The organism is Ignavigranum ruoffiae, assembly GCF_023195815.2.
Taxonomy (GTDB): Bacteria; Bacillota; Bacilli; order Lactobacillales; family Aerococcaceae; genus Ignavigranum; species Ignavigranum ruoffiae.
In genome coordinates this window covers 1,294,983-1,320,061 of record NZ_CP096206.2, presented here as the reverse complement: position 1 = coordinate 1,320,061, position 25,079 = coordinate 1,294,983, and the positions used below count along the sequence as shown (strand labels likewise).

23 protein-coding genes are annotated in these 25,079 nt (G+C 41.2%); 16 read left to right on the top strand and 7 right to left on the bottom strand.

Annotation, left to right across the window (positions count from 1 at the left end):
- Nucleotides 1–382: 382 nt before the first annotated feature.
- Complete coding sequence (gene uvrC / locus M0R79_RS06255) at nucleotides 383–2,230, bottom strand: excinuclease ABC subunit UvrC (protein WP_248415968.1); 1,848 nt, start codon at nucleotides 2,228–2,230, stop codon at nucleotides 383–385.
- Between the two features lie 2 nt (nucleotides 2,231–2,232).
- Nucleotides 2,233–2,535 (bottom strand): hypothetical protein, encoded by a 303-nt coding sequence (locus M0R79_RS06250; RefSeq protein WP_248415969.1) that lies wholly within the window; start codon nucleotides 2,533–2,535, stop codon nucleotides 2,233–2,235.
- Between the two features lie 115 nt (nucleotides 2,536–2,650).
- On the opposite strand from M0R79_RS06250, the gene M0R79_RS06245 reads away from it, so the two are divergent.
- The 8 genes from M0R79_RS06245 to map all read left to right on the top strand — a co-directional run bounded on the left by M0R79_RS06245 (nucleotide 2,651) and on the right by map (nucleotide 11,710).
- Nucleotides 2,651–4,348 carry a M3 family oligoendopeptidase gene (locus M0R79_RS06245; protein WP_248415970.1) on the top strand — a complete coding sequence of 566 codons (1,698 nt, stop codon included), beginning with the start codon at nucleotides 2,651–2,653 and terminating at the stop codon, nucleotides 4,346–4,348.
- A gap of 195 nt (nucleotides 4,349–4,543) precedes the next feature.
- Nucleotides 4,544–5,566 carry a Gfo/Idh/MocA family protein gene (locus M0R79_RS06240; protein ID WP_248415971.1) on the top strand — a complete coding sequence of 341 codons (1,023 nt, stop codon included), beginning with the start codon at nucleotides 4,544–4,546 and terminating at the stop codon, nucleotides 5,564–5,566.
- A gap of 1 nt (nucleotide 5,567) precedes the next feature.
- Nucleotides 5,568–6,869, top strand: coding sequence for a DEAD/DEAH box helicase (locus M0R79_RS06235; protein WP_248415972.1), 1,302 nt, complete (start codon nucleotides 5,568–5,570; stop codon nucleotides 6,867–6,869).
- 81 nt (nucleotides 6,870–6,950) lie between these two features.
- A complete protein-coding gene (locus M0R79_RS06230) occupies nucleotides 6,951–8,096 on the top strand; it encodes a glycosyltransferase family 4 protein (protein WP_248415973.1) in 1,146 nt (381 codons plus the stop codon).
- Nucleotides 8,097–8,368: 272 nt separating this feature from the next.
- Nucleotides 8,369–9,718: a glutathione-disulfide reductase gene (gorA, locus tag M0R79_RS06225; protein WP_248415974.1), complete on the top strand. Its 1,350-nt coding sequence runs from the start codon at nucleotides 8,369–8,371 to the stop codon at nucleotides 9,716–9,718.
- A gap of 83 nt (nucleotides 9,719–9,801) precedes the next feature.
- Complete coding sequence (locus tag M0R79_RS06220; RefSeq protein WP_092571765.1) at nucleotides 9,802–10,041, top strand: GlsB/YeaQ/YmgE family stress response membrane protein; 240 nt, start codon at nucleotides 9,802–9,804, stop codon at nucleotides 10,039–10,041.
- 130 nt (nucleotides 10,042–10,171) lie between these two features.
- Nucleotides 10,172–10,942, top strand: a complete 771-nt coding sequence (locus M0R79_RS06215) for an acyl-ACP thioesterase domain-containing protein (RefSeq protein ID WP_248415975.1) — start codon at nucleotides 10,172–10,174, stop codon at nucleotides 10,940–10,942.
- A gap of 6 nt (nucleotides 10,943–10,948) precedes the next feature.
- Nucleotides 10,949–11,710, top strand: coding sequence for a type I methionyl aminopeptidase (gene map / locus M0R79_RS06210; RefSeq protein WP_248415976.1), 762 nt, complete (start codon nucleotides 10,949–10,951; stop codon nucleotides 11,708–11,710).
- A 158-nt stretch (nucleotides 11,711–11,868) separates the two neighbouring features.
- On the opposite strand, the gene galU is transcribed toward map, so the two are convergent.
- Genes galU through M0R79_RS06185 form a run of 5 tightly spaced genes read right to left on the bottom strand, consistent with a single transcriptional unit; the run spans nucleotide 11,869 to nucleotide 15,884 of the window.
- Nucleotides 11,869–12,747: a UTP--glucose-1-phosphate uridylyltransferase GalU gene (galU, locus tag M0R79_RS06205; RefSeq protein WP_248415977.1), complete on the bottom strand. Its 879-nt coding sequence runs from the start codon at nucleotides 12,745–12,747 to the stop codon at nucleotides 11,869–11,871.
- Nucleotides 12,740–13,867, bottom strand: a complete 1,128-nt coding sequence (locus M0R79_RS06200) for a glycosyltransferase family 4 protein (protein ID WP_248415978.1) — start codon at nucleotides 13,865–13,867, stop codon at nucleotides 12,740–12,742. The genes galU and M0R79_RS06200 overlap by 8 nt, the downstream gene beginning before the upstream one ends.
- Before the next feature lie 18 nt (nucleotides 13,868–13,885).
- A complete protein-coding gene (locus M0R79_RS06195) occupies nucleotides 13,886–14,149 on the bottom strand; it encodes a hypothetical protein (protein ID WP_248415979.1) in 264 nt (87 codons plus the stop codon).
- Between the two features lie 22 nt (nucleotides 14,150–14,171).
- Nucleotides 14,172–15,410 (bottom strand): aminopeptidase, encoded by a 1,239-nt coding sequence (locus tag M0R79_RS06190; protein ID WP_248415980.1) that lies wholly within the window; start codon nucleotides 15,408–15,410, stop codon nucleotides 14,172–14,174.
- Between the two features lie 27 nt (nucleotides 15,411–15,437).
- Nucleotides 15,438–15,884 carry a flavodoxin gene (locus M0R79_RS06185; protein WP_092571781.1) on the bottom strand — a complete coding sequence of 149 codons (447 nt, stop codon included), beginning with the start codon at nucleotides 15,882–15,884 and terminating at the stop codon, nucleotides 15,438–15,440.
- Nucleotides 15,885–16,096: 212 nt separating this feature from the next.
- On the opposite strand from M0R79_RS06185, the gene galE reads away from it, so the two are divergent.
- The 8 genes from galE (at nucleotide 16,097) to M0R79_RS06145 (ending at nucleotide 25,037) form a co-directional block, all read left to right on the top strand.
- A complete protein-coding gene (galE, locus tag M0R79_RS06180; RefSeq protein WP_248415981.1) occupies nucleotides 16,097–17,116 on the top strand; it encodes a UDP-glucose 4-epimerase GalE in 1,020 nt (339 codons plus the stop codon).
- 11 nt (nucleotides 17,117–17,127) lie between these two features.
- Complete coding sequence (locus M0R79_RS06175) at nucleotides 17,128–17,955, top strand: LCP family protein (protein ID WP_248415982.1); 828 nt, start codon at nucleotides 17,128–17,130, stop codon at nucleotides 17,953–17,955.
- Between the two features lie 13 nt (nucleotides 17,956–17,968).
- The gene (locus M0R79_RS06170; RefSeq protein WP_248415983.1) at nucleotides 17,969–19,135 is read left to right on the top strand and encodes a nucleotide sugar dehydrogenase; all 1,167 of its coding nucleotides are present in this window, start codon (nucleotides 17,969–17,971) and stop codon (nucleotides 19,133–19,135) included.
- A 171-nt stretch (nucleotides 19,136–19,306) separates the two neighbouring features.
- The gene (locus M0R79_RS06165) at nucleotides 19,307–20,458 is read left to right on the top strand and encodes a glycosyltransferase (RefSeq protein ID WP_248415984.1); all 1,152 of its coding nucleotides are present in this window, start codon (nucleotides 19,307–19,309) and stop codon (nucleotides 20,456–20,458) included.
- 17 nt (nucleotides 20,459–20,475) lie between these two features.
- On the top strand, nucleotides 20,476–21,897 hold the full coding sequence (locus M0R79_RS06160; protein ID WP_248415985.1) for a lipopolysaccharide biosynthesis protein: 1,422 nt from the start codon (nucleotides 20,476–20,478) through the stop codon (nucleotides 21,895–21,897).
- A gap of 17 nt (nucleotides 21,898–21,914) precedes the next feature.
- On the top strand, nucleotides 21,915–23,225 hold the full coding sequence (locus M0R79_RS06155; protein WP_248415986.1) for an O-antigen ligase family protein: 1,311 nt from the start codon (nucleotides 21,915–21,917) through the stop codon (nucleotides 23,223–23,225).
- Nucleotides 23,200–24,267 carry a hypothetical protein gene (locus M0R79_RS06150; protein WP_248415987.1) on the top strand — a complete coding sequence of 356 codons (1,068 nt, stop codon included), beginning with the start codon at nucleotides 23,200–23,202 and terminating at the stop codon, nucleotides 24,265–24,267. The genes M0R79_RS06155 and M0R79_RS06150 overlap by 26 nt, the downstream gene beginning before the upstream one ends.
- A gap of 11 nt (nucleotides 24,268–24,278) precedes the next feature.
- On the top strand, nucleotides 24,279–25,037 hold the full coding sequence (locus M0R79_RS06145; RefSeq protein WP_248415988.1) for a glycosyltransferase family 2 protein: 759 nt from the start codon (nucleotides 24,279–24,281) through the stop codon (nucleotides 25,035–25,037).
- Nucleotides 25,038–25,079 lie beyond the last annotated feature (42 nt).

Below are 25,079 nucleotides of genomic sequence, written 5' to 3'. Positions count from 1 at the left end.
CACGGAGATAAAGATCTACGAATCAGCATGCTTTACCCACAACAGTCCCTTGAAGTTGTCAATTATTGGGAGGTGAGGCCTAAAGTAAGTCTGTAGCTTATAGAATAAGCGGAATGCCCAATAATTAAAAGCACATCAAGAGGGTATTTAACAGTTTATTTTATTGTTTATCTAGAAGATTTCAAAAATTCCGATCGCTATTACTGGCCAAAGAGAAAATTGAATCCAAGTACTCGCAAGCTAAAGAAAATCTACGTAGCGTACAAGCTCTTGCCGATGAATCGGTTAGAGTTTGTCTAGTGGATTTAGTCCGGAAAAGCTCGTGCTTTGAAGGACGGTCGCTTATCAAGTGCTTGGATTCATTTTTTTTGTCAGGAATAGATTACGATTTTTCTTTGCTTTGGTCTTCTTGCAAATGATCAAGAATCCGAGCTGCTGTTGGTCGTGGAATTCCCAGACTCGCAATTTCCTCGATTTCGGCTTCTTTAATTCGCTTCAATGTTTTAAAGTGTTTGAGCAATTTTGTCCGGGTCTTCGGTCCAACACCAGGAATTTCTTCAATACGCGATCCAAATTGGGATTTACTGCGAACATGGCGGTGATAAGAAATGGCGTAGCGATGGACTTCCTCTTGAATTCGTTGTAAGAGAAAGAAGCCTTGACTACGATGGTCCAGATCAACCAGTTCTTCACGATAGCCATCTAACAGAGCGGCCGTTTTGTGCTTATCATCTTTGACCATGCCGGCTACTGGAATTGATAAGCCAAGTTCATTCTCTAAAACATCCCGTGCAGCCCGAGTTTCAATAATTCCCCCGTCCATTAATATTAAATCAGGCAAGGGTTTATTTTCTTGCAGTAACCGGACATAGCGACGGCGTATAACTTCTTGAGTGGCCGCAAATTCGTTAGCCCCTTCAAAGGTTTTGATTTTGAACTTGCGATAATTTTTACGTTCAGGTCGACCGTTGCGATAGACCACCATACCAGAGACATTATTACTGCCAGAGATATTGGAGTGGTCGAAAGCTTCGATATATTCAGGTTCCGGAATATCTAGCGCATTCGCTAGATCAGCAATGGCTCCCTTGGTTTTATTCTCTTTCATGGTCATGAGCCGGAATTTCTCATCTAATGCTAGCTTACTATTTTTTTCAGCGAGTTCTAAGATGCTTCGTTTTTTACCTCTTAAGGGTGTAGTTACAGGTAAGTCCAAGAAATCATGCAGGACTTCATGATCGACATCACTCGGAACTAGAATCGCCTTAGGTTTGAGTTCTTGTCCTTCTTGGTAGAAACGAGCAATGTAAGTCGTGACCTCATCTTCTGGACTACCATATGAGGGAAAGATGGTCGCCTTGCGCTTTAAGATGGACCCTTGGCGTAACATAAAGACTTGAATGGAAATCCAACCGCGATTGAGATAATAGTTGAAGACATCCATATTGTCATAATCTTGACTCATAATGGTTTGCCGTTCAACCGTCGTTTCGATGTAGTTAATCTGGTCACGGTAGTCGGCGGCCATTTCGAAGTCTAAATTCTCCGCCGCAAGTTGCATTTTGTCTTTGAGCTGATTTTTGATACTGGCGGTATCGCCGTTGAAGAATTGTTTAATCTTATTAATTTGTTCTTGGTATTGTTCAACGGAGACTTCATGATCACAGCAACCGATACATTGGCCGATATGATAGTAGAAGCAGGCTCGCTTTTCGTTTTTTGGACAACGACGAAGGGGATAGGCCCGGTGCAGGACTTGTTGGGTTGTGGTCGCTGCATAGACATTGGGGAAGGGACCAAAATAAATTCCCCCATCTTTCTTCACATCATTAGTGATGATTAATTGGGGATCGCGTTCTTTAGTAATTTTTAAGTAGGGATACATGGTCCCATTCTTTAATTTAATATTGTAATGGGGTTTATATTCTTGAATTAAGTTAATTTCTAGGATCAGAGCTTCTTTGTTACTGTTGGTTACGATGGTTTCGAAGTGATCAATCTCAGAAACCAATTTTGTGGTTTTACTGTCATGGGCCCCACGGAAATACGAGCGTACTCGATTTTTTAAATTTTTGGCCTTACCGACATAGATAATTTCATCCTTGAGATTGCGCATAATATAACAGCCAGGTAAATCGGGCAAGAGTTTCAACTTGGCTTCGATCCGATCACGAACGGCTGCTTGACGAGCTAATTCTTCGTTGGTAATGGAAACAGGTTTCTTCGCCATGTTTAGTCCTCCTTTCGATGGGGATAGTGTAGATGGCTAGGTAAATCAGGGCGTTGGTTGCTATGGCTTTTAGCATTTAAATATTTCTCAATAATGAATTGCTGCTTATGATTATAATGGCCGTAGATGGCCACTTGGTCTCCTTCTTGAACCTCTAACAAGAAACTCAGTGCTTTGCGGCCAATCAAGGCATTGATTGTTTCATGGTTTGAAAGGGCTAGTTTAACATGGACTAAAGGATTTTGCTGGGTTGGAATCAGCTTCAGTTGGCTTACTCGACCCTGGTAACTATATTTTTCTTGCATGGAACCCCTTCTTTCAAGAATACCTTTAAGCTACCCTACATTTTATCACAAATATAAGTAATTTTCTTCAGACTTGTGCTATACTGAATAAAGTATATTAGAAAGAAGTGAGAAGATGAAATTTTCTGAATTTCCTTACCGCCGTCCTGATTTAGAGGCTGTCAAGGCGGACTTTGATCAACATATTGAACAAATTAAGCAGGCAGACCAAGCTAAAGACATTAAGAATGCCATTAAAAATATCCAAGATCTACAGACGATGATTGAAACCCAAGCAACTCTGGCCTCAATTCGTAATTCAATTGATACCCGAGATGCTTTCTATGAAGAAGAGATGGCTTTCTGGGATGAACATCTACCTATTATTCAAGAATGGGTCACGAGTTATTATCAAGCAGTTCTCGACTTAGAGAATCTTGAAGACTATGCTGAATTATTCCCGGCAACCTTGGTCAAAATGGCTGAAAATTCTATCCGGGTCTTTGATCCTAAAATTATCCCACTCTTACAACAAGAGAATAAGTTGACCACTGAATATGACAAACTGATTGCCTCGGCTGTCATTGAGTATAAGGGTCAAACTTACAACATTCCTGGACTAGGTAAGTTTATGCAATCGACGGACCGCCAAGAGCGTCAAACGGTGAATGAACTCTTAGCTCAATTCTTTGCCGATCATGAAGAGGACTTCGACCGAATCTATGATGACTTGGTGAAAGTCCGCAATCAAATGGCTTTAGATCTAGGCTTTAAAGACTTCACTGAGATGGGCTATGCGCGTATGAATCGCTTGGATTATAATCGCTCTGATGTAGAGGTGTATCGTCAGGAAGTTCTTAAATATGTGGTACCAGTAGCTAAAGCTTACTATCAACGGCAACAAGAACGTTTGGGTCTGAGCGAATTGAAATATTATGACTTACCAATTGAATTTGAAGATGGCAATGCCACCCCGGAAGGCACGCCTGAAGAAATCCTTGATGCTGCGATTAAGATGTATTCTGAACTTTCACCAGAAACCAGCGAATTTATCGATTTCATGGTTAAGCATCGCTTAATGGATTTGGTGACTAAGCCAGGGAAGCGGGCAGGTGGGTATTGTACCTATATGCCTGATTTTAATTCTCCATTTATCTTCTCCAACTTTAATGGAACCTCTGGTGACGTCGATGTTTTAACGCATGAAGCGGGTCATGCTTTTCAGGTTTATGAAAGTCGCTGGATTTCTGCTCCGGAAATTGTCTTTCCAACTTATGAGTCTTGTGAGATTCATTCAATGAGTATGGAATTCTTCGCTTGGCCATGGATGGAATTATTCTTCGGCGACCAAACTGATAAATATAAATACGCCCATCTAGGGGGAGCCATTACTTTCCTACCTTATGGTGTCTTGGTCGATCATTTCCAACATGAAGTTTACGAACATCCACAATGGACACCTGCTGAGCGGAAACATCGTTGGCGTGAATTAGAACAAATGTACTTGCCATGGAAAGATTATGATGGTAATGATTTCTTTGAACGGGGTGGTTTCTGGTTCAAACAAGGTCATATCTTCTCTTCACCATTCTACTATATTGATTATACTTTAGCCCAAATGTGTGCCTTACAATTCTGGCAACGAAATCATGTAGAAGAAGATGCTAGTGCCTGGTCTGATTATTTGGAATTATGCCAGGTTGGCGGTACCAAGTCATTCTTGGAGTTAGTAGCCTTAGGTCATTTGAAGTCACCCTTTGAAACCGATAGTTTGAAACACTTAGCCGCCGATGTAGACCAATACTTACTTGTAGCTAGTCAGAATTTAGAGTAAGATGAATTTATAAACAGTTTAGTCTTTGCTAGGAACTAAATCATAGAGAGCATAAGTTGGGTAGAATAATGAGTGTCAATCCTCCTTGGTGATCGCTAGCAGAAGCATGCACCTCTTTACAATGAATCAGGGTAAATAGGTGGATGCTTTTTTGACTGAATATGAATGATAATACGAGAGTGAGGAAAGAAAGCTATGTTAAATATCGGAACCATTGGCAGTTCTTGGATTACTGAGAAATTTATTCAAGCCATTCAGTTATCCAATACCTTCCATCTTAAGGCGGTATATTCTCGGTCTATTGATAATGGTCGGGATATCGCCGAGGTTTATCAAGCGGATTATTATACTGATGAGTTGAATAATCTTATTTTTGACCCAGAAGTCGATGTCATATACATTGCCAGTCCTAATGCCTTACATTTCCCGCAAGCGATGAAGGCGATCAAAGCCGGCAAACATTGTATTATTGAGAAACCTATGTTTACCAGTGTAGATGAATGGCATCAGGCGATGGATTTGGCTGACAAAATGGGTGTACTGGTCTTTGAAGCGGCGAAGCATGTCCATAATCGAAACTACAAGCGGATGAAACAGATTATCCAGCATAAATTGAAAGATGCTGAACAACCTTTCTTGGGGGCGAACCTTAACTTAGGCAAATATAACGACCAATATGTTCAATATTTGGCGGCCAAAGACCAGCCAGATTTACTACCCAATGTCTTTAATCCAGCAATGAAAACGGGGAATTTGATGGATTTGGGGGTCTATCCAATTTATCTGGTGGTTGACTTATTTGGCATGCCCGAGAGTCTAAGTTATCGACCGATTCGGGGACATAATGGGATTGATCTCTTGGGGACGATTCGCCTAGACTATGCTGGTTTCCAAATTAATATTTTCTGTTCCATGGTTTCTCATTCAATTCTGCCCAGCGAATTTTACTTTGATGATGAGACGATTCTGGTCTATGAATTAAGTAAGATTTCCCAGGTGGAATTAATTGATTGTTCCGGCGCATCAGCAAATCTGGTCGCTTATACGCCAGAGAATCAATTATATGATGAAGCGGTAGCCTTTTGCGAAATGTTGCGAGATAAAGATAAGATTGAAGGTCAGGTTCGCTATGAATCATACAAGCAACTTAGTCTGCAAGTGACTCAGGTAATGGAATTGTTAAGACAATCCATGGGACGCAATAGTCAGCGAGGTTAAGATGGAAAGACAAGAGAAATTAATGGCGATTCAAGAACGCTGGCAGGAAAAAGGATACCAAGAGATGACGCCGATTCAAGCTCTGGCCCGCCCGGCGATTCTGTCCGGGCAGTCGGTCTATCTCCAGGCGGCGACCGGTTCCGGTAAAACTCTGGCCTATCTTTTACCGTTGATGCAAAGCGTGGAAGCTAACCAACAACTACAATTATTGATTCTAGCTCCAAGCCAGGAATTAGCCTTGCAGATTGCCAAGGTTGGCCGAGAATGGGCCGACATCTTTGGCTTAAAGATTCAAGCGTTGGTAGGTGGCGTCAATTTAAAACGACAAATGGAAGCCTTAAAACATAAAGCTGAAATTATGGTGGCTACCCCAGGTCGTTTGCTACAAATTATAGAACAAAGTCGGAAGATCAAGCCTCATTCTATAAAATTTCTGGTCTTGGATGAAGCCGACTTTCTGATTAGTCAGGAACATCGGGCCGATCTGCTGGAACTACGTCGACGTTTACCCTTGGATTTACAATTCGTCTTAGCCTCGGCCACAGTTGATCAGGACTTATTGGCTGAATTTCAAAAGGAGACCCAAGAAATTCAGTTAATCCAAGCTCAAGGGGATACATCGCAAGTACAACATCATTATATAATCTGTCCTCAGCGGAAGAAATTTGATGCTCTCAGACGATTAGCCCATCTTCCTGGAATGAGAGCTCTTGTTTTTATGAAACACATTGACGAGATTGATCGAGCCTTTGATTATCTGAGTGAACAAGGTATTGCTAGTCTGCGTTTATATAGTCAGCTTCACTCGACTGAACGTAAAGCGGCCTTGAATCAAGTCCATCAAGGTAACTTTACATTCCTCTTAACCACGGATTTAGCCAGTCGAGGCCTAGATATCGCGGAGATTCCTTTTGTAATTCATTTTGATTTAGCGACAGACTTAGCAACTTACCTTCATCGTTCTGGACGGACGGGTCGGATGGGACAGCCAGGTCAGGTGCTTTCATTAGTGAATGAGCAGGAAGCCCGTGATTTACAAAACATCCTTCAACCAGCAAAGATTGATTTGATTGAATCTATTATTTACCAAGGTCAACTGAGTCGAGCTGTGATAAACAGTGATCCAAAAAATAAAGGGGAAACAGATACGAATAAATCGCAGCCGGTTAAGAAATCAAAGCGGTCTCTTCGGCAAGAGTCAGCACCTCCGGCTCCTAAAAAGTCCAAAAGAAAGAAAAAACGTCATAAAGATCGAAAAAATAAAGGTAAACCAAGAAAAAAAGATAAGGCGAGTGAGGGCTAGAATCTTTACAAAAACTTTACAATGAATTTACATTGAAGGCCTATAATTAAAGTTGAGTAGATAAGGAAGTGGAGGATTGTTATGCGTATTCTTATAGCTACAGAGACTTTTTATCCGGCAACTGATGGAATTTGTACCCGCTTAGCTCATTTTGTCGTTGATTTCAAGAAACGAGGCCATGAAGTCCTAGTCCTATCCCCTGATTTAGGTATTACAGAATATCAAGGTGTTCCAGTTAAGGGCTTGGATACGATTAAATTCCCTTTTTATGGGACCCGGCCTTGGGGCTTACCCAACCGACAGATTCGTCAGATTATTGAAGAATTCAATCCGGATATTGTCCACGCTGTCAATCCATTCTCACTAGCAACTTCAGCTGTGCATTATGCGACCAAACTAAATATTCCTTTATTGACTTCCTACCATACCCATATGCCTGATTATTTGGATTACTATAATATGGGGCTGTTAAAGCCAGTTCTTTGGGAATATATCCGCCTGTGGCATAAGCAAGCTGATTATAATATTACCGTCTCAAAGAGCTTGTTAGAAGAGCTTGAAGAGCATGGTATTGAGACCCAGGCCGTGCTACCTCGTGGACTAGATTTGAGTGGTCGTCATCCTAAATACTTTGATTCGAAACTCTATGAAGAGCTGACCTTTCATATGAATCATCAAAAATTATTGGTCTATGTTGGTCGCTTAGCCTCAGAAAAAGGTCTTCGCCAGTTAAAGAATATTTTTAACCATCGGGATGATATTTGTTTAGCTTTTGTAGGAGATGGCCCTGAGCGAGAAGAATTACAGACCTACTTTGCCGGGACCAAGACAACTTTCCTTGGCTTTAAATATGGGGAAGAATTATCCAGAGCCTTTGCGACCGGTGATGCCTTTATATTCCCATCAGTTTCTGAAACCTTCGGCTTAGTCATTTCCGAAGCGATGGCTTCCGGCTTACCAGTAATTGCTGCTGAAAGCCAACCAACCTTGGAACAAATTAAACCGATGGAGACCGGGGTTACTTTCGAGAATAATAATGAAGCTAGCCTGATGGAAGCTCTTAAGGTCTTGGACCAACCCTTACTTCTTCAGAAATTTAAGTTAGCAGGTCGGCGAGCAGTGGAAGGCTATACTTGGGAGAATGCCTGTCAAACCTTGTTAGAATACTACCAACGAGCCATTGACCTTCATGATCAAGCTGACCAAAGATATCAAGCGATTATTTAGTAGGGTTAGTAAGGCTGTACTTTCATTGCATCGAATTCTGTTCAAATCAATATGGTTCAGCTGTATCAAGCAATTTAAGAGACTTAGTAGTTCATTATTCGGCTATGAGGTCTCTTTTTGATTTTAATGTAAATAATCTTAATTTGAGTGGTTGTCATTCTTTAATGAAATTGTTTTTCCAGTAGATAAGTCCGGTCATATAATCCTTCTATTAGCGATTTCAGCTTAATTGGGTTAAACTAGTAAAGACTTATAAGATTGGAGGCCTTACTATGAAAAAATATGATTTAATCGTCCTTGGTGGAGGGAGCGGGGGCATTGCTTCTGCCAATCGGGCCGGTATGTACGGGGCCAAGGTCGCTGTAATAGAGGGCAAGGACCTAGGTGGAACTTGTGTGAACCGAGGCTGTGTGCCGAAAAAAATTGGTTGGTATGCCAGTCAAATTGCTGAAGCCAGCCAGATCCTAGGCCCTGAATATGGTTTTGATATTAAGGTGAATGGTTTTGATTATGATAAATTTCGAACCAGTCGCGATGCCTATATTCAACGTTCCCGAGATTCATATCTGAATCAATTTGAAAAGAATGGGGTCGATTATATTGCGGCCTATGGTCAATTTGTTGATGACCATACGATTGAGGCTGATGGCGAACTCTACCAAGCAGATCACATCATTATTGCGACGGGGGGGCGTCCGGCACCATTGGACTTACCCGGAAGTGACTTACTGGAGAATTCAGATGATGTCTTCGAATGGAATCAACTCCCCAAATCAATCGCCTTCCTTGGGGCTGGATATGTTGCAGTTGAATTAGCCCAGATGTATCAAGCCTTAGGCGTTGAAACTCATTTAGTGATTCGCCACGAACGTCCTTTAAGAAGCTTCGATCAGATGCTCTCAGATAATTTGGTCAAACATATAGAAGCATCTAACTTGCATCTGCATAAGAATTTGAGCTTTGATGGCTTTCAAGCGAGCCCTGATGGACGTATTGATTGTCTCAAAGACGGTCAGGTTTTACTCACAGTAGAGAAAGTGGTGGCCGCCGTTGGTCGCGTTCCCAATACCGAAAACTTGGGACTCGACAAGACTAGTATAGAGCTAGATGACCAAGGATTTATCAAAATCGATGATAGTCATCAGACGACCGCTAAAGGCGTCTATGCAGTCGGCGATGTGAGTGGCAAGATAGCCTTGACTCCAGTGGCCATCCGGGCTGGTCGGCAAGTCGCTGAATTTCTCTTTAATCAGGCTGAAAGCTCGGCCATTGATTACCAGAATATTCCGACCGTGATTTTTGCCCATCCAGCGATTGGTACGATTGGTTACAGCGAATCAGAGGCTAAAGAGAAATTTGGTTCCGACCAGATTAAAGTATATCAAAGTCGCTTCTTCTCAATGTACCACTCTGCAGGGAATCACCGCCAAGCCTGTGATTTCAAATTGGTCTGTTTAGGAGAAGAAGAAAAGGTCATCGGTATGCATGGGATTGGTTATGGCGTTGATGAGATGATTCAAGGCTTTGGCGTGGCGATCAAGATGGGAGCAACAAAATCTCAATGGGATGCTATTATTGCCATCCATCCAACCGGGTCTGAAGAATTTGTGACAATGCGCTAGTGTATATTGTTTGCCTGTCATTTCAGATAGGCTTATAATTAAGACAGTAAAAGAATTCCTTTTACTAGAAAGAGGTGAAACAAATGATCTGGTCACTTATTGTAGGTGGAGTTTTAGGATGGCTTGCTGGTTTGATTATGGGTAAAGATATCCCTGGTGGAATTATTGGTAATATTATTGCAGGATTCCTAGGATCATGGGTTGGTAACCAATTTTTTGCCGGTTTCGGACCTGAAGTTGGAGGATTCTATATTGTTCCAACCATACTAGGTGCAATTATATTAATTGCCGTAATTTCGTTTATTTTGAAACGTACCCGCTAGTTACTAGCTAATCGGGATTGATAATAGTGGAGAGATGATTCAGTCTCTTCACTATTATTTTGTTTAAACAGTTTATGCCTTATGATGAAGTTATGTAATGGGATCAAGTAATTGAGTAGGGAGCGATAACATGTCTTTCAATGTACAAGATGGGATTTACCAAGCAAGCTATCAACAAGCCAGTTCTTTAAATGCCCAGGAACAAATAATGGTTCTATTAGAGAATGTGCTTAAGACTTCGGTAGACCATGATCAGATTTTCCGCCGCGATTTAGACCAGCATTTGTTTAACGAAAAGCATTCCATTTGGGTCATTACCCAATATCATTTGCGTTTGTACCAATTTCCCAAAATCAATCAGACCTACACAATTGATACACGGGTGGTGCAATTAAATAGTTTTTTTGTTGCACGCTATTTCCGGGTCATCCAAGACGATCAAGTTTATGCGGAAATTCATATTCAGTTTGTCGGAATTGATTTTAAAGCCCGCAATGTCGTCCGCCTCGATACGGATAAATTTATTCAGGCAGATTTGATTGATTGGGACCAACAATATAAATTTAGAAAAATTAAATTACCCCAAGGACTTGAAGATGGGCCTAGTCTGGCGTATGCTATAAAGATGAGTGATATTGATGAAAATCAACATGTAAATAATTTGGTCTACATCCGTTGGTGTCTTGAAGCGATGAAGCAGCTGAATATAGATTGGCAGTTACCTTTAACAGTCAATGTGAAATATGGTCAGGAAATCTTGCCGCAAGCACAGATATTAATCTATGCTGACACCAATGTCCAAGACGATCAAAAAAAGACCAGCTTTAAAATAAAAAATTTAACGACCGGAGATGAAGCCAGTCGCTTAGAATTTGAATGGGAGCTATCAGAGAAGGAGTAATATAAGATGATCACACTTAAGTCAGACAGAGAAATCGCCCTTATGAAAGAATCAGGTGCTATCCTGGCCGGGATTCACCGCGAGTTGAGAGACTTTATCAAGGTTGGGGTGACTACGGCAGAAATTGATCGTTTCGTTCAAGATAAGATTGAAAGTCAAGGCGCTGTGGCTGCTCAAATTGGCTACGAAGGCTATCAATTTGCCACTTGCACCAGTGTCAATGATGAGATCTGCCATGGTTTCCCGTCTTCTTATGCTTTGAAAGCTGGAGACATTGTCAAAGTTGATTTCTGTGTCGATTTGGACGGAGCGATTTCAGATTCTTGTTGGTGCTATGCAGTCGGTCAGATTGATCCGGAACATCAACGCTTAATGGATGTGACCCGTAAGGCCCTAGAATTAGGTATTGAACAAGCTCAAGTGGGGAATCGGGTCGGCGATATTGGCCATGCCATTCAGACCTATGTGGAAGCTCAAGGCTTTGGTGTCGTGCGTGATTTCGTCGGTCATGGGATTGGCCCAACGATTCATGAAGGACCGATGGTACCTCATTATGGTGAAGCTGGTAAAGGCCAACGATTAAAAGAAGGCATGACCATCACTATTGAGCCGATGATTACTACCGGAACTTGGCGGATGAAAATGGATGACAATGGCTGGACAGCCCGGACTCGAGATGGTGGCTACTGTGCCCAGTATGAACATTCTCTGGTCATTACCAAGGATGGGCCTGTCTTATTGACCGATCAAGAAGAGATTGTTAGCTAAGTTTAAGAATAAATTTTAGCCTATAGCTTGCGGTGTTATCCTAGCTATAGGTTTTTTATGGTTGTAATATAAATAAGAGGAGGTTTTAGCAAGCAAACCTCCTCTTATTATGCATATTAAGCACTGTATTGACAAAGTGTCCCAATTATCAAAGTGGCTTAAGCCGGGAAATCATCCGTCAGTTTAATAATATAATCTTTAAGTTGGTCCTTGATTTGTGGATGATTAAGCCCATATTCAATACTCATTTCAAGGAATCCAAGTTTATTGCCAACATCGTAACGTCGACCGGTGAACTCTTTAGCAAAGACTCTTTGGGTCTTATTCAAGCGGTCAATCGCATCGGTAAGTTGGATTTCACCACCTGCTCCTGGACTTTGGGTTTCTAAAAGTTCAAAAATCTCAGGGGTTAGTAGGTAACGCCCAATAATGGCTAGATTGCTTGGTGCGTCTTCAGGCTTTGGTTTTTCAACAAAATAATTGACATTGTGGATGCCGGGAGCAAATTCGCCTTCAGGAGCTACAATCCCGTATTTTGAAGTGTCTTCATGAGGAACTTCCATTACCGCAATGGCCGAAGCGTGGGTTTGATCATACACATTCATTAATTGCTTGGTTAAAGGCACTGGGCTGGCCATAATGTCATCACCGAGCATGACAATAAAGGGTTCATTACCGACGAAAGCTTTGGCTTGAAGGACGGCATGTCCTAATCCTTTGGGGTAGGATTGGCGAACAAAGAATAGATTGATATCGGTCGTTTCTTTAACTAAGGCCAAGAGTTCTTCTTGAGCCTTCAAATTTAGGAACTCCTCTAATTCAATATTTGAATCGAAATGATCTTCAATCGTTCGCTTGGACTTTCCCGTTACAATCAGAATATCTTCAATACCTGAAGCCATCGCTTCCTCCACAATAAATTGAATGGTGGGTTTATCAACGATGGGTAGCATCTCTTTGGCCATAGCTTTGGTAGCAGGTAGAAAACGAGTACCTAAACCAGCAGCGGGTATCACTGCTTTTCTAACTTTAGTCAAGGGAATCCTCCTTTAATATTGCTTGGTAGATGTTTAAATATTGCTGTTGAATTTGATCCCAGTCAAATTGTCGGCTGGCAGCGATGCCAGCTTGACTCAGCTGGTGATAATGGTCTTCGATATATTGAATCGCTTCGATAAAACCATCTGTATCATTGCGATCAACGCTGACGCCCACCTGGTAATTAGGAAAGTAACTATCAAAGCCTTGCCCTTTAGTATAAATCAAGGGGAGTCCTTGACTCATGGCCTCAACATAGACTAAGCCGAAAGTTTCAGGAGCAGAGAGCAAGGCAAAGAGATCCATCTCGCGATACAGTTGGCTGAGTTCTTCTTTGGTTTTGGGCCCATGATAGTGAACCAAAGGGTGGGCTTGTAACTCTGCGACAATTTTAGGGTTCCAATCGGGTCCGACGATATGGAGCTCAGCAGGGCCCATAGCATCGTTGTATGCTTGAACCATGGCTGCCAGTTGAGGGAAGCGTTTCAGCCCCATAATTTTTCCCGTAGAAATTATTTTAAGCGGTTGCTGTAGAGGCAGGTTTCTATCCTGTTCCTGCTGTTGCTGCCAGAAAGCATCAATGCCATTAGGAATGACTTGACTTTTGTCTTGAAATGCCGCCCGCAATTTTTCTGGAATATATTTATCATACAAGATTTGTTCGGCATTCTTGGAAATAAAGATGATTTGATCGGCTTCCTGAAGAATCTTAATGCCCATTGATCTCAGCCAAGGCATTCGCGCGAAGAAGGTATTGATATCTGTATTTCGTACGGCCACCAGATAAGCTAGGCCAAACCGTTGCTTCAATTGATAGGCCAACCAACCATTGGAAAAAAGCGAATGGGCATGGACTAAATCAAACTCTGAGAATTGATACTGACCTAATAAGTCTTTGAGAATTTTATAGTGTTTCAAATGGAAGAAGAGTCGATCGACTTGGTTAAAGACTCGAACACAACGGCTATAGTTGCCTGAGACGGCCAAGCGATCTTGAGGAAATTGGCGGGCAATCGGAACATAAACATCAATATCTAGCCCTTGATCAACTTGACGGTTGTATAATTGCGCATACAAAGGCGTCGTTGAAAAATATGAGTTGATATGTAATAGCTTCATTTAATCTCGTCCCCAGTCTCAAGCTTCACTTTCAATCTGTTCTTCTAATTCTTTCACCCGTTCTTCTAGGCTTTCAATACGTTGGTCCATTTCTTCAATCGACCCGCTCGGAGTTTCAGGAACGGTATTGGAAAAATACATAAAAGTTGCTAGGGCAACAAAAAGTAAGATAATTAAGACCACAATATAAAACCATCCGCTTCGGTCAAAGCGTTCGTCCATTTGGTCGAGTTGTTTACTGATTTCTTGCTCAAGAGCAATTTTTTTCTCCTTATCATTCATGAAATCTCTCCTTTATTTAACATTAAATAGCCCATTCTCCTTTGCGGAAGATTGGCACACGGCTACCGTCTTCGCGGATACCGTCAATATCCATTTCTGCATTCCCGACCATAAAGTCAACATGGACATTTGACCGGTTTAAGCCAGCTTCTCTTAATTCCTCAGCTGACATCTTCGTTCCTCCTTGTAAGTTCGAAGGATAGGCTTGACCGACGGCAATATGATTAGATGCATTTTCATCGAAGAGGGTATTAAAGAAAGTTAGGCCAGATTGCGAAATAGGTGAGCGATGAGCTACTAGGGCGACTTCTCCAAGAGATTTAGATCCTTCGTTGTCAAAGACTAAATTACGGATCGTATCTTGACCTTCATCAGCGGTAACATCCACCACTTCACCATCTTTAAAAGTAAAGGTCATGCCATCGATAACAGTTCCACCATAGGCCAGTGGCTTAGATGAACGAATCACACCATCAGCTCGACGGAAATCTGGAGCGGTAAAGACTTCTTCAGTCGGCATATTAGCAATAAAGACTTCATCTGCTTCATTATGGCTCCCAGCAGATTCCCAAATATGATTCTTAGGTAAACCAATCGTCAGGTCGGTGCCAGGTGCTTGGTAATGAAGGGCGTCAAATTGGTTATCATTCAAGAATTTTGCTTTTTCTTGCAAGCGGGCTTCATGTTCATCCCAAGCCTTGATTGGATCATCTTCATAGACCCGAGTGGTCTTAAAGATTTGGTCCCAAAGAGCATCCACTTGAGCTTCTTCACTTTCTAAGTCAGGAAAGACCAGTTTAGCCCATTCTTTACCAGCTCCAGCAGCTACAATCCAAGAGACCACATTAGCCTGGGTAGCATTGCGGACAAATTCTAAGGCCTTAGAATTGGCTAAGTTCACTGCAGAAATCTTCTTCGCATCGATCCCTTTTAAGGCATTTGGGTTAGCTGAACGTAGGGCAATACGTTTGGCTCTTTTTTTCAAGAGATCTTCGGCTTCGTCCACTTTATATTGAGGAATATCGGTTAAATCCTCAGTGGCCATATGTTCAAAATTAAGGCGGGTAATGTCATCGTCAACCCATTTAATGACCACTTCTTTGGCTCCAGCTTGGTAGGCACTCTTAGTCAATAGACGGACAAGCGGAGCAATTTCAATATCGGCGTTAATCTGAACATAATCATCTTTCTTAACACTGAGGCCTTTATGAATAATTAAATCTGCATATTTAGCGAGTAATTGGTCAAAATTCTTTAACATTTTGTTTTCCCACTTTCTAATTTTAATTTAGTCTAAATGTTGGACAATATCAGCTACTAAACGTTGTAACTCTGCTTCATCCTCTTCTTCAGGATATAAATTAACTTTCACTCCAGGTCCGCCTTGGGTGGCACCCGCTTGGTCAAAGGCTGCTTCGAAATCATCAACCGCCGAGCAAAAGACCGGATAGAAATCGTCACCCGAGCCAAAGACTCCATAAATCTTGCCTGAAAGATCTAATTGACTGAGATCTTCATGGAAATCTTCCATCTCATCCGGTAACACGCCATCGACGCCATAGGTGTAGGAACCCACCATCACAATGTCAAAGTCGAGGAAATCCTCGGCTTCAGCATCCATGACTTCATAGATGGTTACATTAATCCCATGTTCTTCTAAGGCATCTGCGACGATATCGACGCAGGCTTCGGTATTGCCAGTTAAACTGGTATAAATAATTAAAGCTTCACTCATCCGCACCATCCTCAGTAAATAAATTAATTCTAATGTATTATACCAAAAGATAAGAAAGACTTAAATTGAATTCCTTTAAATCGTAACATAGTGATTTTAGATCTTTAAGCGGGGGCTCAGAAACTTATTGAGTTTTATTCGAATTTCTCTCGGACGGTCAACAGATTATGCTATAATGATTCGGAAGCAAATAAAACCGAGGAGGTCCAACAATGTCTATCTTAGTTACTGGAGGAGCGGGCTATATCGGCAGTCATACCGTGATTGAATTAATCCAAGCCGGTTATCAACCCATCATTGTTGATGATTATTCAAACAGTTCTCCCGAAGTTATCCAACGCATTGAACAAATAACAAATTATAAAGTACCCACTTATACGATTAATATTTTAGATCGGCAAGCACTGGCCGCTGTGTTCCAAGCACATCAGATTGAAGCAGTCATTCATTTTGCTGCTTTTAAGGCGGTTGGTGAGTCTGTTGCTCAGCCCTTGAAGTATTATCATAATAATATTAGCGGAACCATAAATCTCTTGGAAGTCATGCAAGAATATCAGGTCAAGCAGATTGTCTTCTCATCTTCTGCTACCGTCTATGGGCAGAATCACCCATCACCTTTAAAAGAATCTTTGCCAGTGGGCCAAGCGACCAATCCTTATGGTTATAGCAAAATTGTGATGGAGCAAATTCTTTTGGATCTGGCGAAAGCCGATCCTGACTGGCAGATTACCATTCTGCGTTACTTTAATCCGATTGGCGCCCATGAATCTGGCCTGATTGGTGAAGACCCCCAAGGCATTCCTAATAATTTGATGCCTTATGTCAGTCAAGTAGCTATTGGTCAATTACCATACTTGTCGGTATATGGTAATGACTATCCGACAGCAGATGGAACGGGTGTGCGTGACTATATCCATGTCGTTGACTTAGGTCAAGGTCATGTCCGTGCCCTAGATCAATTAAAAAATCAAAAAGGGGTCGCCATTTATAATTTAGGCACCGGCCAGGGTTACAGTGTGTTAGAACTGATCCACACCTTTGCGAAGGTGAATCAAGTTGAAGTCCCTTATCAAATCGTCGAGCGACGACCTGGGGATGTGGCCGTTTCTTATGCCGATCCTACTTTGGCTGAAAAGGAGCTTAAATGGAAAGCCGAGCGTGGCCTGGAGGAGATGTGCCGAGACTCATGGAACTGGCAGCAGAAGAATCCCAAAGGTTATCAAGCTGAATAGGGGGTATTAGGGTGAAACCCAAGACATTCTATTCTTTCGAATCTTCAACCGCTTCATCAAAGAAACGGGCTCGTTGGTTAGCCTTTTTATTTATCTTAATGGTAGCTTTAGTCATGGTATATTTTTTCTTGTCGATGCGTTACCATCAAAGTGAACGCGCCTATCTAAATGCCTATGTAGATGATAACTTGTCCTTCCAGCGACAAGGTTCTACGCTTGAGTCTGGGATTAATATTCTTTTGCTTGGCCTTGATTATCCAGATGAAGGTCGGCTAGAAGCTAAATCCATCACGAGTTTAGCGATTGCCAATTTGTCAGCTAAAGAAATCAAGGTTAAGTTGCTGGATCCAGAGCGATTAGACTTAGCTCAGGATGACTTTTCCTCGTTAGATTCTACAAGTTTTGAACAGATTGGCAGTCAAGTTAGCCAATTAAGCCAAGAAGCGATTGATTATTATTGGTTAGTAGATTACGATCAGTTAGCTGAGTTGGTTGATCAATTTCCGGGACAACGGTTTCAATTCGACCGCGATTACCACCTCGATCGGATTATGGTGCAAGCAGGGAGCTCTGAAACGCTCACTAAGCGCCAGATGCATCATATTCTAGCTAAGAGTGAAATCGAAAGTCAGATGGATTGGAATCAGCGACAGATTAATATTTGGATGCAATACTTGCATAATTGGTCGCTGGCTCTCTTCTCCAATGATTTTGAGGCCTGGTCACAAGCTTTATATGGAACTGTGCAGACAAACATGCCGTTCTCCTTATGGATTAAATTTGTCAGTTATCAATATTTTTTAAATCAATTTGAAATTACCTTATATACCAGTATTTAGAGCGGAGGAAATTATGAAAATCGCTGTCGTCGGTGTGGGTTATGTGGGTCTTTCAAACGCTGTGCTCTTATCCCAACATCATCAAGTTACTGCCATAGATATTAATGAAGAAATTGTTGCTTCCCTAAATCGGCAGGAATCCCATATTAAAGACCCAGATATTGAAAGATATTTAAAAGAAAAAGAACTTCATTTAACTGCCACAATCCAGGGGGATCAAGCTTTTGCTGAAGCGGATTATGTGATTATTGCCACCCCTACCAACTATGATGAAGAAACGAATTATTTCGATACGTCATCTGTCGATGGAGTCATTGAACAAGTGATTCAAAAATATCCACAAACCACAATTATCATCAAATCAACCATACCTGTCGGGTATACGGCTAAACAACGCCAAAAATATCAAACAGATCGGATTATATTCTCGCCCGAATTCCTGCGTGAAGGACGAGCTTTATATGATAACCTTCATCCTAGCCGGATTATTGTTGGGGATCATTCAGCGGCGGCTAAAAACTTCGCCAATTTATTATTAGAAGGGGCCGACGAAGAAGATGTGCCTGTTTTATTTATGAACTCGACCGAAGCTGAAGCAGTCAAGCTTTTTGCCAATACTTATTTGGCCATGCGGGTTGCTTTCTTTAATGAATTAGACACCTATGCTGAAGTTAGAGGTTTGGATACAGAATCGATTATTCGAGGCATTGGCTTAGATCGACGGATTGGAAATCATTATAACAATCCATCCTTTGGTTATGGGGGTTATTGTTTACCTAAGGATACCAAGCAACTGCTGGCAAACTTTGAAGGGGTACCGAATAACTTGGTCGAAGCCATCGTTCATTCCAATGCTACGCGTAAAAACTTCATTGCGCAAGCAGTGGCCGAACGTGGACCAAAGACGGTGGGTGTCTATCGGTTGACGATGAAACAAGATTCTGATAATTTCCGTGAATCAGCTATTCAGGGAGTTATGGAACGATTGAAGGCTAGAGGGATTGAGATAATTATTTACGAACCAACCTTGACTAGTAAATCCTTCCATGGTTACCAAGTTATAAACGATTTGGCCGAATTCAAAAAGCAATCTGATTTAATCTTAAGTAATCGCTATTCAGCGGAATTAAGTGATGTGGCTGATAAAGTATATAGCCGTGATCTCTTTCACGAAAATTAATTAACAATCACGAATATAATAAATTGTTTAAACAGATATTCTCTGGGAATAATTTATGAAATATTCGTGATTATTCTCATTTATTCTGGTTATTTTCTTCAATTTAAGCCATAATAGACCAATATTCTGGCTGTTCATAATAATAGTGTTAGTACAAGGAGTGAAAGGCTGATGGAGCCGAAACGCACCGTAAAGACCTTGCGGGTCTTACATATCATGTCCAGTTATGGTGGAGGAATCTCCACCTTTATTCAAAATATTGCGAGTGAAGTTCATGCATTTAATATCCAGTTCGATGTGGTGACCTATTCAGAGGTTCCTGATAGCTTTCGCCAGCAGATTCAACATACCGGTGGCGATGTCTATCAATTGAAGAATCCTAAGAAAGAGGGCTGGCGAAGTTTTAAACATTCTTATACGCGGGTTCTTGAACTTTATCCTTATGATGTGATTCATTGTCATATTGCAGGCTATCGGGCTGGCGTTTATAAATTATTAGCTCGGCCTTATGGTGTGAAACGTTTTTATATTCATGCCCATCATATTTTAGATGATTCAGATCGCCGGATGAGTAAACAAATTAGTGTCCAAATCAATCAACAGATTAATCGCTATTTATCTGATGGCTATCTAGGTTGCTCGACTTTAGCTATTAAATCACTTTTTGGCTATTCGATTCCTAGTCAACAGATGATGCGGATCCCTAATAGTATTGATCCCACCGATTTTCTTTATGATCCTGATGACTATCGCAGCTTGCGTCTAGAAGGTAGAAGAAAGTTAGGAGCTCAGCAAGACGATTTACTTTTTGGTCAAATAGGTCGATTAGACCCGATAAAGAACCATCGGCTTACCCTAGATATTGCCCAATATATGAAAGAACATCATTTGCCCGGACGTTTCTTGATTGTGGGGCAAGGTGAACTGATGCATGAATTGCAAGCTGAAGTTCAACAAAGGGGGCTAGACCAACAGGTCAGTCTTTTAGGAAGGGTTTCACCGATTGCGCCATTCTTCCCGGTTATTGATGCCTTAATCTTTCCTTCCTTACGCGAGGGGCTAGGAACGGTAGCCATCGAAAGTCAAGCGGCGGGTGTTCCAGTGGTTATGTCTTTTAATCTACCTGCCGAGACTGATTTAGGCCTTGATCGGGTAAAAAGAGTTAAATTGGATCAAGCGCCAGCGGTTTGGTACGAAGCTTTAGTAGCTATGTCAAAATTACAGCGGATTCCGCCACAAACCCGTTTGCAGGCCATTCAAGGGAATCAATATACCAATAAAGAAGCGGCCCGCCTATATAATCGCTATCTAAGAGAAAGTTAAGTACAGAGGAGAGTGACATGAAACAATTTATTAAGCGGCTCTTTGGCTTTTCATTAGGGCCCGTTTTAGGAGCCATTCTGTCCTTAATTCAGGTGCCGATTTTTTCGAGTTTAATGCCGGTTGAGGAGATTGGTAATGCCAATAGTTTTCAATTATTACTGGTAAATATTCCTAACTTTATTTATCTGGGTTTGGACCAATCATTCTCGCGAGAATATCATCTTTATAAAGATAAGCGGAAATTAATGCAACAAGCGACACTGGTGCCTTTCGCTGTTGGTTTGGTTTTGTTTGCGATTTTTATTATTTTTGCTCGGCCAATCTCAAGCTGGTTGTTTAAAGACCCATCCTACTATTATTTGGTTTACTTTGCGGGCTTCTGGGTCTTATCGACGGTCGTTGAACGCTTTGTGTTAATGACTATTCGAATGGAAGAGAAGGCCTTCGAGTACTCTTTTTATAGTCTCTTATTAAAAGTTGGCTCTTTTGTCGTTTCCTTACTGTTAATTTTTATGGGCATGCGTGATTTTACCCTGATTGTCTATGGGTTAATCTTTGGACAACTGTTAGCCGATCTTTGTCTATACATTCGTTATTGGCATCTTTTAGATTTACGGCATTTCTCAGTCGATCAAGCTATTATCAGTCAGATGTTGAAATTTGGCTTGCCGATCATGATATCAACGTCAGTCGCTTCAATTTTAAATATGATGGATACTAGTTTCCTTACCAGTGTCTCAACCCTATATGATCGGGGAGTCTATTCCCATGCCGCTAAGATTGCGAGTATGTTTGGGATTCTAAAGACCGCATTTGCTAGCTTCTGGGTCCCGACAGCTTTTCGTTGGTATAAGGAAGAAAAACCTTTAAAGAATTATCAATTTATTTCAGATGCTTTATTATTGGTTTTGACCTTGATATTCTTTGCTTTGCTCTTCTTAAAAGAACCAATTATCTGGCTACTTTCGAGCGGGAAGACTGATTATCTAGAATCAACCTATGTGCTTGGATTACTTTGTTTCCCACATATTATGTATACCTTGTCAGAGACGACAACTTTAGGCATCTCATTCTCACGCAAGACCTACTATAATATCTTTGTTTCGTTACTAGCCTTGGTGCCGAGCTTTTTCTTGAACTTACTTCTTACCCCAATTTGGGGATATCGAGGTGCAGCTTTAGCTTCGACCATGGCTTACATTGTATTTTATCTGGCACGGACTTATTTCTCACGTAAGACTGGGTTCTATTTCCCGCAGAAGAAACAGGTCCTGGTAACCTTAATGATGTTATTAGCGGCTTTGTTGAATGCTTTTCCACTCGCTTGGACGACGCTCGGGACGATTGTTCTTGCAGTGTTAGCTTTGTTAGTTCAATTTACAACCTATCAGACTATTTTTGCGATTAAAAATAATCCAAAGGATTGGGATTTTAATTAAGAAGGAGGGGATATTTTATGGAAGTGCTGATGATATTATTAGTCTTTTCGGTCTTTCTTGGCACGGAGTTATTGGCCGTTCCCTTACCTGGTTTCCAACTTAGTTTATACCGAATGACTCTATTTTTAGGGATTTTCCTAACAATATATCAAGCTTTCAAACATCACCCTCAATTAAAGATTGACCGTAAATTGACTAGCCACTGGTTAGTCATCGGTTATCTTTGTTGGTGGATCTGGGGATTATTATCGGTTCTCTGGGCGATGAGCTTTGGTCACTGGTTACGCGCCATGTTCCTATTAACTTTGGGGATTTCTGCCATTGTACTCGTTTATTTATGGGTCCAGGATATGACTTTATGGCGGCGGTTGATTCGGGCGATGTGGTTAGGCATGTCACTATTAATGTTTTGGGGTTATTATGAGCTATTAACTAATCACTATCTATTTGCCGATTTGAATAAATTAGATAAGCATGGAACGTTTGCAAGTCAACCTTTTACTCGGATTCCCGTCACTGTCTTTGAAAATCAGAATGATTATGCGACCATGCTATTGGCCTTTCTAACTGTATGCATGATTGGACTTTCTTTGACCAAATTTAATTGGCAACGATTAATATTACTTGGGCAGATGCTCTTAGCTTCCTATCTCGTCTTCCGCTGTGAATCCCGGATGATTTTATTAAGTTTTATTCTAATTATTGTGATTAAATTCTTGCTACAATTTAAAGTTGACTTGAAATTGCCTCAGTGGCGTAAAATCGTGCTGGTCTTTATACTTCTAATCGCAATAAGTATCGCTTTGGTGCCAGCGATTCAGAATAAAATTGATACGCTGTTCTATGTAGGCTATGGCGAAGAGTTGGATGGGGATACCGTCCGGATGAATTTGTGGCGCAATGGTTTACATTTCCTAGGTCAAACCTTTGGTCTAGGTGTTGGCGCCGGTAATATTGAATTCTGGATGAATTATTTCCGTGAACTACCTACTAAGATTATTACGAATATGCATAATTGGTGGTTAGAAATCTTGGTGGCTTATGGTTGGCCGACTTTTTGTATCTATGTGACGATGTATGGTGTGATGATTCGTCGACTCTTTACGTTGAGAAGTCAGCTGATCCCGCAATGGCGAGCAGTGAACAATAATTTAATGGCCTTTTTGATTGTGTATATCTTTGCCAGTATTACCAGTGCAAGTAATATGTTAATTGAATGGCATTGGGTCTTCTTTGCGGTTATCATTGCCTATATCAATATCATCGAAAATCAGTTAAAATATCGACAAAAGGGGAGAGAATATGAGTTTATTAACGATTATCGCTGAATATTGGCGATTTCTTAAAGCGAATCTTTGGCGCCTATTACTGGGCGCAGTCTTGGGAGCTTTGATTTTATTAGGCGCCCGTTATCTTTTAGGACAGGTTTGGTTAAGTAATCGAAATGAAGCTTATCAGTATTTAAATCGGGTCTACCAACAAGAACCGGCTGAATTTCAAGCCATTATTTCGATTGAAGATGGCCAATTATTTACCAGTTCCAATATCTATGATGAATATTTTTCTTCAGAACCGGTGATTAAAGAAATTGAAGATCGCACAGGTATCCAATTCCATCAATGGTTAGACTCTGAACGACAGCTAGAATTGTTTAAGAGTGATGGGTTCCGTGGGGGGATTGCTGCGATCCGTGATAATAGTTCGGGACTGATTACCTTTAGATTTTTAGTGGGCAAAACCAGTGCTGAAAACTTAAAAATCGCCCAAGCTTATGCTGAATTGTTAAGCGAGGAGCGTTTTGACTTTAATCAAAAACATCAAATTAATATTACCAATCCGGCTCAAACGGTTGAACTCTTGGATTTAGACATGGTCCAAACGGTTCCGACCCCAGCAACTTTAAATATGTTTGCCGGGATGACGGCTAAGAATATTCTTATTTTTTCGGTGCTTGGTCTGATTATGGGGTCAATCATTACTGCTTTGATTCTTTGGTTGGCCCGTCTACGGAAATCACAGATTGCTTATGCTTTTGAATATAGTTGGGACATGGATGATAAACATCTACTATGGTCAGGACATAAGGGACAAGTAGGATCGGAATTAGCCCAAGTTATTCAAATTCCTCACGTGGACACCAGGTTAGTAGTTAGTCAAGCTGGTCACGAGGGCATTGATTTGACCGATTTAACCAAACAAGCAGGTTGTTATTATTTAGCTGACTTAGGGCAAAGTGGTCAAATTCAAGAAACGATTCAAGAAATTGTTATTTTAATTCACAGTAATGTGACTGATAAAGCCTGGTATCGTAATCAATATAAGCTGGCTAAGTTATTTCATGTGCCTCTAAAAATTATTCAAGTCATTTAAGGAGTCGAACGATGGATCAAGAAGCCTTAATTTCAATCATCACCCCGGTTTACAATGCTGAACGCTTTATTCAACAAACGATAGATAGTGTGCAAAAGCAAACTTATCAGCATTGGGAACTTATTATAGTTGATGATTGTAGTCAAGATCAAAGTGCGGAGATCATTCGGCGAGCGAGTCAGTCTGATCAACGGATTAAGCTGATTACTTTAAGTGAGAATTCTGGCGCTGCAGTGGCTCGAAATTGTGGACTTCAAGCAGCAGGCGGAGACTATGTCGCTTTTATTGATAGCGATGATCAGTGGATGGCAGACAAATTAAGTTTGCAACTGCAATTTATGCAAGATCACGGCTACGTCTTTACTTATACCGATTTAGCCTTGGTGGATGAATCAGGTCAGATTATTAAGGATAAGGTGGGGGTACCTACTCATCTGACTTACACCGATTTATTAAAGAATACGGCCATTGCCTGTTCGACCGTGATGATTAACCGGCAAGCAATCGGGGACTTTCAAATGCCCTTGGTGCGCAAGGGGCAAGATACAGCGACCTGGTTGATGTTGATGCGGGAACGCAAGATTGAAGCCTATGGTTTAGATCGGGTTTTGAATCATTATCGTCAGGTTGCTAGCTCGATTTCAGCCAACAAGTGGGGCGCTTTGAAAAGAACCTGGCATACCTATTACCATCTAGAAAAACTAGGACTGCCGAAAGCTTTGTATTATTTCGGTCACTATGTTTGGAATGCTATTCGTCGCCGTCTTTAGCTAAGATATTAACTTTCAAAATAAACAATTACGAATCAAACT

Excerpts from the sequence above, each read along its gene's own strand:
- uvrC (WP_248415968.1), bottom strand. The coding sequence starts at position 2,230 with ATGGCGAAGAAACCTGTTTCCATTACCAACGAAGAATTAGCTCGTCAA.
- M0R79_RS06250 (WP_248415969.1), bottom strand. The coding sequence starts at position 2,535 with ATGCAAGAAAAATATAGTTACCAGGGTCGAGTAAGCCAACTGAAGCTG.
- M0R79_RS06245 (WP_248415970.1), top strand. The coding sequence starts at position 2,651 with ATGAAATTTTCTGAATTTCCTTACCGCCGTCCTGATTTAGAGGCTGTC.
- M0R79_RS06240 (WP_248415971.1), top strand. The coding sequence starts at position 4,544 with ATGTTAAATATCGGAACCATTGGCAGTTCTTGGATTACTGAGAAATTT.
- M0R79_RS06235 (WP_248415972.1), top strand. The coding sequence starts at position 5,568 with ATGGAAAGACAAGAGAAATTAATGGCGATTCAAGAACGCTGGCAGGAA.
- M0R79_RS06230 (WP_248415973.1), top strand. The coding sequence starts at position 6,951 with ATGCGTATTCTTATAGCTACAGAGACTTTTTATCCGGCAACTGATGGA.
- gorA (WP_248415974.1), top strand. The coding sequence starts at position 8,369 with ATGAAAAAATATGATTTAATCGTCCTTGGTGGAGGGAGCGGGGGCATT.
- M0R79_RS06220 (WP_092571765.1), top strand. The coding sequence starts at position 9,802 with ATGATCTGGTCACTTATTGTAGGTGGAGTTTTAGGATGGCTTGCTGGT.
- M0R79_RS06215 (WP_248415975.1), top strand. The coding sequence starts at position 10,172 with ATGTCTTTCAATGTACAAGATGGGATTTACCAAGCAAGCTATCAACAA.
- map (WP_248415976.1), top strand. The coding sequence starts at position 10,949 with ATGATCACACTTAAGTCAGACAGAGAAATCGCCCTTATGAAAGAATCA.
- M0R79_RS06200 (WP_248415978.1), bottom strand. The coding sequence starts at position 13,867 with ATGAAGCTATTACATATCAACTCATATTTTTCAACGACGCCTTTGTAT.
- M0R79_RS06195 (WP_248415979.1), bottom strand. The coding sequence starts at position 14,149 with ATGAATGATAAGGAGAAAAAAATTGCTCTTGAGCAAGAAATCAGTAAA.
- M0R79_RS06190 (WP_248415980.1), bottom strand. The coding sequence starts at position 15,410 with ATGTTAAAGAATTTTGACCAATTACTCGCTAAATATGCAGATTTAATT.
- M0R79_RS06185 (WP_092571781.1), bottom strand. The coding sequence starts at position 15,884 with ATGAGTGAAGCTTTAATTATTTATACCAGTTTAACTGGCAATACCGAA.
- galE (WP_248415981.1), top strand. The coding sequence starts at position 16,097 with ATGTCTATCTTAGTTACTGGAGGAGCGGGCTATATCGGCAGTCATACC.
- M0R79_RS06170 (WP_248415983.1), top strand. The coding sequence starts at position 17,969 with ATGAAAATCGCTGTCGTCGGTGTGGGTTATGTGGGTCTTTCAAACGCT.
- M0R79_RS06165 (WP_248415984.1), top strand. The coding sequence starts at position 19,307 with ATGGAGCCGAAACGCACCGTAAAGACCTTGCGGGTCTTACATATCATG.
- M0R79_RS06160 (WP_248415985.1), top strand. The coding sequence starts at position 20,476 with ATGAAACAATTTATTAAGCGGCTCTTTGGCTTTTCATTAGGGCCCGTT.
- M0R79_RS06155 (WP_248415986.1), top strand. The coding sequence starts at position 21,915 with ATGGAAGTGCTGATGATATTATTAGTCTTTTCGGTCTTTCTTGGCACG.
- M0R79_RS06150 (WP_248415987.1), top strand. The coding sequence starts at position 23,200 with ATGAGTTTATTAACGATTATCGCTGAATATTGGCGATTTCTTAAAGCG.
- M0R79_RS06145 (WP_248415988.1), top strand. The coding sequence starts at position 24,279 with ATGGATCAAGAAGCCTTAATTTCAATCATCACCCCGGTTTACAATGCT.